Source organism: Nisaea sp. (genome assembly GCF_017640745.1).
Classification (GTDB): Bacteria; Pseudomonadota; Alphaproteobacteria; order Thalassobaculales; family Thalassobaculaceae; genus Nisaea.
Window position 1 is genome coordinate 80,601 of sequence record NZ_JAEPQA010000011.1, and the last position, 12,039, is coordinate 92,639.

General features: G+C 58.4%; 8 protein-coding genes and 1 tRNA gene. 1 reads left to right on the forward strand and 8 read right to left on the reverse strand.

Annotation, left to right across the window (positions count from 1 at the left end):
• Positions 1–29: 29 nt before the first annotated feature.
• From JJ959_RS09705 to corA, 3 genes are all read right to left on the reverse strand, one after another.
• Positions 30–980, reverse strand: coding sequence for a Ppx/GppA phosphatase family protein (locus JJ959_RS09705; RefSeq protein ID WP_292882731.1), 951 nt, complete (start codon positions 978–980; stop codon positions 30–32).
• A 340-nt stretch (positions 981–1,320) separates the two neighbouring features.
• Positions 1,321–2,298: an NAD-dependent epimerase/dehydratase family protein gene (locus JJ959_RS09710; protein ID WP_292882733.1), complete on the reverse strand. Its 978-nt coding sequence runs from the start codon at positions 2,296–2,298 to the stop codon at positions 1,321–1,323.
• Between the two features lie 159 nt (positions 2,299–2,457).
• Positions 2,458–3,573, reverse strand: a complete 1,116-nt coding sequence (gene corA / locus JJ959_RS09715; RefSeq protein WP_292882736.1) for a magnesium/cobalt transporter CorA — start codon at positions 3,571–3,573, stop codon at positions 2,458–2,460.
• A 260-nt stretch (positions 3,574–3,833) separates the two neighbouring features.
• On the opposite strand from corA, the gene JJ959_RS09720 reads away from it, so the two are divergent.
• Positions 3,834–3,907: transfer RNA gene (locus JJ959_RS09720), tRNA-Gln, on the forward strand.
• Positions 3,908–4,194: 287 nt separating this feature from the next.
• Here the strand turns inward: JJ959_RS09720 and JJ959_RS09725 are convergent.
• From JJ959_RS09725 to JJ959_RS09745, 5 genes are all read right to left on the reverse strand, one after another.
• Complete coding sequence (locus JJ959_RS09725) at positions 4,195–6,159, reverse strand: cache domain-containing protein (RefSeq protein WP_292882739.1); 1,965 nt, start codon at positions 6,157–6,159, stop codon at positions 4,195–4,197.
• Between the two features lie 508 nt (positions 6,160–6,667).
• On the reverse strand, positions 6,668–7,543 hold the full coding sequence (locus JJ959_RS09730) for an NAD(P)-dependent oxidoreductase (protein WP_292882742.1): 876 nt from the start codon (positions 7,541–7,543) through the stop codon (positions 6,668–6,670).
• 280 nt (positions 7,544–7,823) lie between these two features.
• Positions 7,824–8,768: a class I SAM-dependent methyltransferase gene (locus tag JJ959_RS09735; RefSeq protein ID WP_292882744.1), complete on the reverse strand. Its 945-nt coding sequence runs from the start codon at positions 8,766–8,768 to the stop codon at positions 7,824–7,826.
• 123 nt (positions 8,769–8,891) lie between these two features.
• On the reverse strand, positions 8,892–10,193 hold the full coding sequence (locus JJ959_RS09740) for a glycosyltransferase family 4 protein (RefSeq protein WP_292882747.1): 1,302 nt from the start codon (positions 10,191–10,193) through the stop codon (positions 8,892–8,894).
• On the reverse strand, positions 10,186–12,039 hold the full coding sequence (locus JJ959_RS09745) for a glycosyltransferase (protein ID WP_292882750.1): 1,854 nt from the start codon (positions 12,037–12,039) through the stop codon (positions 10,186–10,188). Before JJ959_RS09745 ends, JJ959_RS09740 begins: the two co-directional genes overlap by 8 nt.

The window sequence follows — 12,039 nt, forward strand, 5'->3', positions numbered from 1 at the left end:
AAGCGGCAGGCTCGTCAAGCGGCGGGGCGCTATTCCGCCGCCGTCACCTGCTCCAGAAGGTCGAAGAGAATGCCCTCCCGCAGCCCTCGGTCGGCGACCCGAAGCCGGCCGACGGGCCAGCGCTCGCAGATCCCCTGCAGGATCGCGCATCCGGCGACCACAAGGTCCGCGCGTTCCGAACCGATGCACGGCATTGCCGCCCGCTCGCGGAAGCCGACCGATGCGAGCCGTCCGGCGATTTCCTCCATCTCGTCGAAATCGAGATAGGTGCCGTCCACGCGGTCGCGGTCGTAGCGCCTGAGATTCATGCTGATACCGGCCAGCGTGGTCACGGTCCCGGAGGTTCCGACCATCTGGACCGCGCCGTCACGGATCGCCGAACTGATGTCGAAGCGGGCCTCGAAGGCGTCGAGCGCGGCACGGGTCTCGTCCACCATCCGGCGATATGTCTCGCGGTCGAAACGGTCGCCGCCATGGCGCTCGGCCAGGGTCACCACCCCGACCGGCAGGGAAATCGCATCGAGTGCTCCACGCCCATTGCGCGGGCTATCCGTCTCGTCGCGGCGATGCCACACGAGTTCCGTGCTGCCGCCACCGATATCGAAGACCAAGGCATTCGGAATATCGGGGTTGAACAGCGGGACACAGCCCGCGAGCGCCAGCTGGGCCTCTTCATAGGTCGAGATGATCTCGATTTCGAGATCGGTTTCGGCGGCCACACGCTCCAGAAAGGCGTCGCAGTTCCGGGCCCGGCGGCAGGCTTCGGTCGCCACCAGCCGCGACAATGTCACGTTCCGCTTCGCCATCTTGCGGGCACAGATCTTCAACGCCTGAACCGTACGTTCCATCGCGTCGTCGGACAGTTTCTGGTGTTTCTGCAGGCCCTGTCCGAGGCGGACGATCCTGGAAAAGGCATCGATCACGCGAAATCCGGAGTCGGACGGGACGGCGATCAGCAGGCGGCAGTTGTTGGTTCCCAAATCCAATGCCGCCAGAACAGGCTCGCTGCCTGATCCGTTTGAGCGGCGGTCGGCACTGTCCAACGGTTTCGGCGGACCTTTGCGCACCGGCGGACGCGGCCGCGCGAAACGCCCCTTTTCCCGATCGTTCTCCGTCGAACGGCCTCCCCGGCGTGTCGATAACGAACGGCCGGCGGACATGGTTCACTCATCTCAAATGTCGCGCCCCCGGCCCTGCCGGAAGCTGTTTCAACGATGAGTGTAGTCACAATGTCCGACCTTGCCTACTCTGCGCGCGGCCTGAAATTGCATTTTGTGATAAATGCGTGACAGCGCCCGAAGCGGCCGGCCCACGGGCCTGCTAGTCCACATCGCTCTTTCCGGCTTCGAGCTGCCCGGCGATCCATGCGTAGGTCTTACCGAGCCCGGCTTCGAGGACCTCCGCCGGAACCCAGTTCAGCTTCCGCCGGATGAGATCATTGTCCGAATTGCGGCCCCGGACTCCGGTCGGGCCGGTGACATGTTTCCGGCCGAGCTGCTTGCCGGCGATCGTACAGACCATGTCGACGAGCGTGTTGATGCTGACCATCTGCTCCGAGCCGATATTCACGGGACCGGCGAAATCGGAGCGGGTCAGACGCAACACCCCCTCCAGGCATTCGTCGATATAGAGGAACGAGCGTGTCTGCTCGCCATCGCCCCAGATCTCGATCTCGCCGCCATCCGGCACCTCTGCGACCTTGCGGCAGATCGCGGCGGGCGCCTTCTCCCGCCCGTCGTTCCAGGAGCCTTCCGGGCCGAACACGTTGTGGAACCGGGCGATGCGGCATTCGAGGCCATAGTTGCGCGCGAAGGACATGAACATCCGTTCGCTGAACAGCTTTTCCCAGCCGTACTCGCTGTCCGGATCGGCCGGATAGGCGCTGTCCTCGCGGCAGTTCGGATTGTCCGGGTCGGTCTGGTTCTCCTGCGGATAGATACAGGCGGAGGAGGAATAGAAGATCCTCCGGATCCCGTTTTTCGCGGCCGTTTCCGCGACATTGAGATTGATCATCGCGGAATTGTGCATGATGTCGGCGTCGTGGCTGCCGGTGAAGACGAATCCGGCCCCGCCCATATCGGCAGCGAGCTGATAGACCTCGTCGAACGGGCGGTCCATCGCGGCCCGCACATTCACGGGATCGCGCAGATCCGCGATGAGGAACTCGTCAGCCGCGGTTTCTGAATAGCGTGGATATTTCAGATCGACGCCGCGGACGCGGCATCCCTCGGCCTTCAGGCGCTTCACCAGGTGGCTGCCGATAAACCCGCCGGCGCCCAGCACAAGAACCTGTTTCATTTCCACTCCCTTCGCGCGGCGCGACCGTCCCGTCGGCCTGACTGAACTGACCCGGACCGGGTCCGGTTCGGTCATAATCCGCGAAAGTATAAAAAACGTGAAGAATACCGAATAACCGGAAATTCATTGTGAAAACGATAGAGGTGTTTTCCGGCCAGGCTACCCGTCGGGATCCCCTTTTCTCTTCCGCCGCCACCGGGCCGGCGGGCCGATCCAGCGCTTGCGGAAGAAATAGGCCAGCATGCACCCCGCACAGATCGCCATCAGTCCGAGCGCGAAGGGATAGCCGAAGACCCAGCCGAGCTCCGGCATGTTCCACGGCGAGACCGAACGGTCGAAATTCATCCCGTAGAGGCCGGCGATGAAACCGAGCGGCATGAAGATCGTCGCGATCAGCGTCAGCACCTTCATGATGTCGTTCAGCCGCGTGCTCATGCTGGAATGATAGAAGTCTCCGAGATCGGAAGCGATTTCGCGGTCGGTTTCGACAAGATCGATCAACTGCACCAGATGATCGTAGCAATCGCGCAGATAAATGCGGGTCTGGTCCTCGAACAACGGGATATCGCCGCGAATCAGGGCGTTGACCAGGTCGCGGTGCGGCCAGATCGTGCGCCTCAGGTCGAGCAGCTCGCGCCGGAGGCGATGCACCTCTGACAACTGGCCTGGATCTGGACGGATGGTGACTGCGTCCTCGAGCTTCTCCAGCCGCTCTCCCAAGCTTTCGACGAGCGGGAAATAATTGTCGATTGCCGCGTCGATCAGGGAATAGGCGAGGAAATCCGCACCGTACTGACGAATGCGCCCGCGCCCTTTGCGCAAGCGCTCGCGCACCGGTTCCAGACATTTCAGGTCCTGCCCCTGGAAGGTCAGGACAAACCCGGGCCCGACGAAAATGGACATCTGGTCCGTGAGCACCCGGCTCGCCTCGACGGCGGTATGGACGACGATGAAGACGTGATCGTCGTACTCCTCGACCTTCGGGCGCTGGTGGGTATTGACGACATCCTCGAGCGCCAGGCCGTGTAGGCCGAAGACCGCACCGAGGTCCTCGACCATGCCCACATCGGCGAGCCCGGTGACGCTGACCCAGAGGAGCCCCGCACCGCCCTTGAGCGCCCGCACCTCCTCTACCGTGAGATCCGTGCGCTCGAAAAACTGAGTCCCGTCATACCCGATCGCACTGATGCTGGAGCGCGCCGCCTCGGGATCGGCGACGAGCGTGCCCGGGGCCGAGCCGGGAGGCGTCCGGCGCCTGTAGCGCTTGCGGGTCATAGGGCTCGCCCGTACACCGGACGAGGGTTCGCCGAAACCTGGTCGAGCGCCGCGTTCGTCATTCCGCTTCCCCCGTCTCTTCCCGCCTCGAGAGATCTCGAATTCTAGGGATCGAGGGAGGTTCCGTCGAGGGCTCCGCATCCGCACTCCCGGCGCTCGGAACGACACGACGGCACCCTCGAAATTCACACTTGCCATATACCTGCAAGATAGCTAGTTTCCGGCCCCTGCCGCGAGCGCACCCGTTGCGCCGGTCCCGTTGGGGGATAGTTTAACGGTAGAACAGCGGACTCTGACTCCGTCAGTCCTGGTTCGAATCCAGGTCCCCCAGCCAACTCCAAAAGTGAACGGACAGAAACCGACCAGAGCAGTCGGCAGAGCAGCCTGCAAAATGCTCAGACCTTGCCTTTCAGATTCATGTCGACAAGAGAGTAACCATCCTGCCTGGCATATCCTTTGGCATTGTGGCGGCAGACGGATCGGCAATGAGGCAATAGCCGGGCAAAGCCAGCGATTGCCTCACAAATTCGTTCGCCTGCCCGGCGGCTACCCAAGTCGTCGGCCTTGCCCAAATCCGGGCCCCGACAGAGCGAACCGGCGAACTATCCGACGTAGAGCCGATCAGGCAGCAATCCGGTTTGCCGTAGCCTCGACAACACGTTGATTGGCCGCGTCAAGCGAGAACCGTAGCCGCGTCGAATCGCCGATTTCGACAATCTGTGCCGAAAGTCGTTGCCCCTCAATCACTAGCGAAACTGTGTCGCCGATCCGGCCGGCAACGCGGCCAGAGAAATTCGCCCCTCCCAGCCCTATGTCCAAGAGCTTACCGTTGACTGTTCCGATAGGCGTCTCGACAGAGGCCGGTATGTCGCACTTCTTGCGTTCAAAATTCCGCCGTTCCCCGGCCCGGTTGATCTCGGCCAGGAAGCTGTCAATCTCGGATCGCAGGGTCGCGGTCTGGCCCGCGAGGTGCGAGGCGGTACCAGAAACGCTCTCGGCGGCACCTCTGGAATCAGCGGCGGCCGTTCGGACCGAGCCAATGCTCTCGGCGACCATAGTAGTGCCGCCAGCAACTTCCTCCACCGATCGCACGATTTCTTGAGTAGCAGCGTTCTGCTGATCCATCGCCGCGGCGACGGACGCACTGATGGAATCGATTCGATCGATGATCTCGGCGATCTCGCCTATGGCATGGGTGGCGTCGCTGGAAACCTGCTGCATTTCCTGAATTTGACGAGTGATATCAGCGGTGGCCTGGGCCGTCTGGGTGGCGAGGCCTTTGACCTCGCCAGCCACGACGGCGAAGCCCTTACCGGCTTCGCCAGCCCGGGCGGCCTCGATTGTCGCGTTTAGCGCCAGCAGGTTTGTCTGGGCAGCGATTGAACTGATCAAATCGACAACCTCTGTAATCTGGTCGGTCGCAGCCTGCAGCCGACCGACCGTAGCAACGATGTCACTGGCCTGCTGCTGCGCTTCTCCGGTCACGGAATTGGCCGCACCGACCTGGCGCGCGACCTCGCTGATCGAAGCCGCCATTTCCTGTGCAGCGGCCGAGACAGTTTGAACATTCGTGCTGGCCTGCTCGGCTGCAGCACTGACTGCAACAGCCTGATCTGTGGTGGTCGAGGCGCTCTGGTTCACGGTTTCGGCAGTGCTGGACATTTCTCTTGATGCGTCGGAAAGCCCCTCGAGAACACCGGCCATCGTGGCGGAAAAGTCGTGGACCAGACGCTCACTGGCTTCGCGCCGCCGATCCTTCTCAAGCTGCTCGGCAGCCTGCCGACGGGCGAGATCCTGACGCTCACGCAACTTCGACTTGAAACTGGCAATTGCTCGCGAAAGGTCACCGATCTCGTCCTTGCGGTTTTTGTCGCCATCCTCGACGCTTAGATCCTCGTCAGCGAGACGCTGAACCGCTGCTACCGAAAAGGTTAGGGGGCGCGCAACATTGCGCGCAAACAGCAAGGTGAAACCCAGCATGGCGGCGGTTACGATAAGTACGGACAGGACGATCCGTACGGCAATCGATCGAAACTCCGCTTGCACGTCGTCCAGATACACACCGCTACCGACGACCCAGCCCCACCCCGGCAGCAACCTTACGAAAGATGTCTTCTCGACTGGCTGCTCGAAGCCGGGCTTCGGCCACAGGTAATTGACGAATCCGGCCCCATCCGACTTGACCGCATTAACAAACTCACGAAAGACAAACGTGCCTGCGGGGTCTTCAAGACCGGAAACATCCTGACCGTCGAGCGCTGGCTTGATCGGATGCATCACGACGACATGGCTCATATCATTGACCCAGACATAGTCACCGTCGCCGTAGCGCAGCGCTCTCAACGCTTCCAGCGCCGCCAATTTCGCCTCGTCGACCGACATCTCCCCAGACTGCGCCAGGGATTCGTAACCGGCTGCGATCGAGTATGCAGCCTCAACGACCGCCGTGATCTGACTCCGCTTGCCGGACATCAAGACCTCGCGCTCGGAGTAAAGAGCCCACGCGCCCCAAGCCACATTCAGGACGGTAACCACCGCAACAAACGCCACCATTTTTTGGGTAAGCGGTAGATTTTTGAAGTTCACAGAACGCTCCTGACGCACATTTCTTAAAGACAAAACAAAATCAAAAAAAGCTTCATTGTAATATGAAATTATTAATTTAAATTATTTCAATCAATAAGCCCCCCTCTACTTGAAGACCCACACCACGCTGACGTGAACGCCAGCGCACAGACCCGAACACAGTTTGCGTGTGCCGAATTAAAAAACTGTAAAAGGGCCGCCTGTATTTTGCCGACTACGATCGTGACCCCTGCATGCATGTTGGTGATCGGGCCCGGCAAGTTTTCCTATGTCGAAATGACGATCGTGTCGGTCGCACTGCGAGGCCGGAGGAGCCTTACGAAATTCTCGGACTTTCCCCCGTAAATTTCCGTTTGCTCGACATCCCACCAAACATGCAAGGGAAACGCCGCCGTCCTGCGACCGCCGATCCCACGGCCAGAGAGGAGTGAATTGCCAACGAGCCTGAAGCTGGCTCCGCCCAGATCCCAACATTCGACTTCGCGGTGGGATGCCAGTCGGAAGGCCGCTAAACTTGCCCCTTCGGGTAAATCTTCACGATCGAGCAGCCGTCCTCCTCCGCATGGCCCCGGGCGACGTGGAGACGGAAGAGCGTCAAGGCCTGTCCTGCCATCGGCATGGCGAGCGGCAGGTCCTTGGTCGCGCTGTGCAGCATCTCAAGGTCCTTGAGGATCTGCCGCGCATAGCCGGTCGGGGTGAAATCCTCGGCGGCCAGCCGCGGCATCAGCGTCTTCAACAGGTTCGAGCCGGCATGACCGGTTTCCAGAGCCTCCGGGATTTTGCTCGCGTCCACGCCGAAGGCCTCCGCAAGGCGGAAGGACTCGGCGATGACACAATAATTGGTCAGCACCAGGGACTGGTTGACCAGCTTGGTCGCCTGTCCGGCGCCGACCCCGCCCATCAGAGTTGCCCGGCCCAGCCCGTCGAGGATCGGGGCGACCCTGGCGAAATCCTCCTCGCGCCCGCCGGCCATGATCGCGAGCGTTCCGTCGCGGGCCGCCTGCGGTCCGCCGGAGACCGGTGCGTCGACGAAGCCGATGTCCGCTGCGGCGAGGACCTCGTCGAGCGCCCGCGTCAGAGGAATGTCCGTTGTCGAGTGATCCACCACCACCAAACCGTCGCGGCCCGGTGCCGACAGGATCCCGCCCTCGCCGCGGATGACGGCGTCCACGGCCGCTGGCGTGGTGACGCAGATCAGCACCAGGTCGGCTTCGGCCGCCACCTCGACCGCCGAGTTCACGGTGCGAGCGCCGAGACTTTCGGCGGACGCCCGCGCCTCCGGCCTCACGTCGCTGCCGACAACCGAGTGACCATTGGCGATCAGCCGCTCCACGAACCCCAGCCCCATCAGGCCGAGGCCGACAAATCCGACGGTGACAGTCATGACAGCCCTTTCTAAGACGTATGTCCGGAAAGGCGATTGTTGTCTTCGGGAAGGGCCGGGGGCAAGCGGGAGACGGCGTCGGGGGTTAAATAGACCGACCTACCGCTTGGAAGCTCAATCGACAACTCCGTCAAATAGCAGATCTAGATGCTTAATAAACACCTTCTTAAAAAACCGGACCTCATATCCAAGCTAACTCCAGGACGGACCCAAAAGAACAGGGGCAGAAAATCTTCGCAGATGCACGTTGAAGGCCGGAATGTCCTAGGTAAACTCTGTTTCACAACGCCGCCGAAACAACCCGGAATCCGGATGCAGAACCCATTTCGGTAAGAGTTTGAACTATTTCTTTTTGACCAAAAGCATAACCCTCAAGAACGGTCATATCGTCACTCTTGGAAACGTGACGCAAAATCATATCGCAAAAATCGCGCTCACGACCACCTTCAGTAAGTTTTTTGACAAACATTTCCACTTCATTCTCAACGAGACTTTCTCGTATAAAATCTGAAATCGGATGCACGTAACTTTCCTCACGCTTTAATTTTCCAAGAAGAAAGTCAGTATGGATTGTTCGAATACCTTGCCTTGAAAGCAAGCGACTAAAAACTGTTTTCCCAGACTTCGAGGCTCCGCCGACCAACAAAATTGTTGGTTGTAGCGGCTTACAATGAAAGACATACCGCGGCACGGGATCGCCAGACTGATCAACAGATCGCCCAACATCTCTTACAGCATATCGCGAAAGTAACTCTTCTGTAAGATAACGAAAACTCGGAAAACGTAACATTCCGTCATGCCTCTGCACCAACCTCCAATCTATCGCATCCGCACCCAATACGACCCCGCACTCCAGTATCAAAGTCCCATTCGGCGTTAGTCGGGAGACCATATAATCCAAAAGTTTTTTTTGATTTTCCTCATAATGAATTGCAGACAAAAATATAATATAGTCGAACTTTTCATTCGGTAAATTATACCATGAGGAGTTTATAAATTCTGCTTCAGGAACACGATTTTTCGCTTTATCAATTATTTCTGCATTAAAATCTATTCCAACAACTTTTTTTGCACCTCTCTTAATAGCTGCCTCACAAAAAAAACCTTCATTACACCCTACATCCAATAGAGATTTTCCATCCAAGACGTCAGGGAGAAGTATTTTTTCCAATTTTTTCTGAGATTTACTGTCTCCATTAACCCCATCAAAGCTCTGATATCCCATACCTATATTCCTTTTCTATTTTTTAGAATCTATTATCAAATAATCATAAATATCAATTTCAAATTTATTGATACAAATTTAGACACGATACTTATGTTTTTCGCCTAAGAAAATATTCTGAATTCAATCACCACCAACACTCACAAAAACCTTTCCTAAACTACTGCACACCTTATTTTTTCCTATAAAATTAGCGAGATGCAAATCTGCGACCTCATCATATGACGCAGGTGGCGATATTTCTTTCTCGAGAGAGTCCCAAAGCAAGACATCCCCGGCCGCGCGCCTTATGGTCGCGGCCCACTCAAAGATGTTTCCCTTCTCGACATGAAGACCGCTCCGCCCGGGTGTAACTTTCTCGGCCATGCCGCCAATCCCGGAGCAAATTACAGGTCTGCGGTGATGGAAGGCCTCCTGGATCACCATCGGGGAGTTTTCCCACCATATGGAGGGCACGACCACCCAATCGATATTCGCCATTCTCTGAGGGAGTTCATCCGGCTCGTAAGGCCCCACCCACTGCAGGATTCGCTTTCGCTCCAGTTTCTCGCGCAGTTTGCCGATCCGTTCCTGAAACTCTTGCGACTGCCCCTCCAGATTCGCGCCGTGTATTTCGACTCTGATCGGCGTTTCGCTTTCTTTTGCGGCGATTTCAACGCCCTGCAGAAAGACATCGACACCCTTGTATTGCGTCAATTGCCCAAAAAATCCGAAGCGGTTGCGGTATTCTCCGGATGTTAGCGGCCTGTGCGGAACAGGCTCTCGCATTTCCTGTCCGTTCTCGATAACGACGATACGATCCGGCGAAATTCCCCAGTCTACATACCTCTGGCGCAAGAACTCGGATGGCGAAAAGAATCCATCCACGGCATCGAAATGGCGCATGATAAAGCGCTTGCGGAGCCAGAAACTCTCCCGGGAGATCGAGGGATAACACCGGTGGCAATCATCGATCGACTCACTGGAGCATAACCGGTTGCCGCCCGGGCGGACCATCTGCCCATTGTGCTTGCAGATCGCCATATATTCGTGGAGCGTGACGAACAGTTTCGCGTCGGGACACACCCGCTTGATAAGTCTGAATATTTCCAGTCCCATATGGGCATAATGGTGAGCGTGCACGACATCGGGCCGGACCGACTGCAGCCAATCGCTGAACCTGCGGAGCGCTTCTTTCCTGTCCAGACCGCGAAAGCAATCCCAATCATGCATCGCCTGGTCCCAGAGGTACTCTCCCTCACGGCGGAGCGTTATAGTGCCGGACGGGTGGGGGCCGCGACTGCAGCGCGCAAGAAAGACCGCCTCTTCGACTCTCGGATTTTCGCGATATCCCTTGAAGAGATTGTAGGCGGCCACTTCCGCGCCACCGACGCTGAAGTCCGGGTGACCGTGAGAGATCACGGCAACTCGAAGAGACTTACGCATGTTCCATCTCCTGCGTGGCGGGAGCCGACAGTTTCTCGATCGTTCCCCCCCAACGGCGCTCGTGACGCACCGCATTGAAAATAACGACTTTTTGCCGAAAATCGTTGCCGCCAATCCCCCTGAAGGACTGTCGTTCCAGATGCGTTAGTTCGATGCCCGGATCGTACCCGGGCAGGAGTTTCGCGCCGCGATACTTGAGACAGAGGTCCGTGTCCTCGAAGTCGCCGATCAGATACCCGGGATCGAAACCGCCGAGTTCGATGAACTGGTCGCGCCGAACCGCCATGCACGCGCCTGTGACAGCCGGCCGCTCGACGAGCCTGTCTTCGGTATCGGCCCTTGGCGGCAAACCGAACAGCGGGTGATCATTCAGCCAGGTTCCGAGCCCCTCGTCGTATCGGAAGCAGATGCCGGCATGCTGGATCCCGCCATCGGCCAGCAGCAAACGCGGCGCGACAATGCCATAGTCGGGATTCTTGTCGAGTTGCCTCACAAGACCAGAAACCCATCCCGGGCGATTGGGGAAGGCATCGCTGTTCAGAAAGATCAGAATCCGTCCCTTCGCCTTTTCCGCGGCCAGATTGTTTGCGCCGGAATAGCCGCGATTTGAATGCCCCCAGAGGATGCTGAACGGCACTCCGTAGAGATCGTGGAGTTCCTGCGCCGCGGCCAAAAACGGGGAAACAAGGGACGGATCGTCGATGACGTAGATGAGCTCGGCATAGCCGCCGAAGGCCGGATCCGCGCTGAACTCCAGCAATTGGTGCTCGACGAAATCCCAACGGCCGTAAAGCGGTACGATGATGCTTGCTTCGGGCCGCGAAAGGTAAGGGCCGAAGTCCCAGCGATCAACCGGCAGCTTCTGCAGAGCCGCGTTCTTGCGCGAGATGAGTTCCTCGATCAGCGGCAAATCATGGCGGGACAGCCGTTCGACAAAGCTGTACTCGGGTGTTGGTTCGGACAGAATACGGCGGGCGAACTCAATCGGGCTGGCATGCGCTTGTGCCGCCTCAGTCTTTGCCAGGTTGAAAAACCCGTCTTCCTGGACGTTTACCAGAAGGATTTCCGTATTCGGCAGGATATCGCCCTGAATACATGCATAAAAGCCCGGTTCGGAAGACCAGTTTTCGAACTCAGTCCCATAAGCATCGATCACGTCCTGGCGCATCACAGGCTCTGCTGAGGCGAGCTCCAGCCAACGGCCGTTTTCCGCCACAAGGTATAGCGAGGCGGGATCATCCGAGATGCCCCAGCCTGACACCGCGATCCCGGCCCCCTCGACGCACAGCGCCATGTCGATATGTCCTTTGGCGCGCGATGTGCTGTCATTCGTGATTTCCCGATAGAGAACATTCCCCCATCTTCCCGACTTCACCAATGCAGGCAGAATCGATGGCAATCGTGGCTGCTGCTCGGCCAGGATCATGCTAACAGCCTCTGAGTCTTGTGCCGGCTCGACGATTGTCTTGAACTTGCGTCCGGAGGCGGTGAAAAAGACCTCGACTTTGTCCAGGTTTCTTACGTTCGCGACGATAACGAAACCTTCCGAGTTGCGCCCGAACTGTTGCTCGACGTCAGGCCGCCTGTAGGTGATGCAAAGGCAGAGGCCGGGCGCACCGACGCCGGTGCTATTCGTCTTCCAGCCGGTAATGACCACATAGCCGTCGAGTCCAACCGCGCGGTCGACTTTGATCAGCGCGTTTTTCTCGAGTATTCCAACCCTGCTGACGACATCCGTTATCGACAACTCCTTGTCGCCGCCGCCAACTTTCGCCGCAGCTCCGGCCCTACTGTCACCACGGGGAGAACCCGGCGCGTGTGATATGGTCTCCGTTGTGTACGCCAT

Coding starts and splice junctions, on each gene's coding strand:
- JJ959_RS09710 (WP_292882733.1), bottom strand. CDS start 2,298: ATGAAACAGGTTCTTGTGCTGGGCGCCGGCGGGTTTATCGGCAGCCAC.
- corA (WP_292882736.1), bottom strand. CDS start 3,573: ATGACCCGCAAGCGCTACAGGCGCCGGACGCCTCCCGGCTCGGCCCCG.
- JJ959_RS09730 (WP_292882742.1), bottom strand. CDS start 7,543: ATGACTGTCACCGTCGGATTTGTCGGCCTCGGCCTGATGGGGCTGGGG.
- JJ959_RS09735 (WP_292882744.1), bottom strand. CDS start 8,768: ATGGGATATCAGAGCTTTGATGGGGTTAATGGAGACAGTAAATCTCAG.
- JJ959_RS09740 (WP_292882747.1), bottom strand. CDS start 10,193: ATGCGTAAGTCTCTTCGAGTTGCCGTGATCTCTCACGGTCACCCGGAC.
- JJ959_RS09745 (WP_292882750.1), bottom strand. CDS start 12,039: ATGGCGTACACAACGGAGACCATATCACACGCGCCGGGTTCTCCCCGT.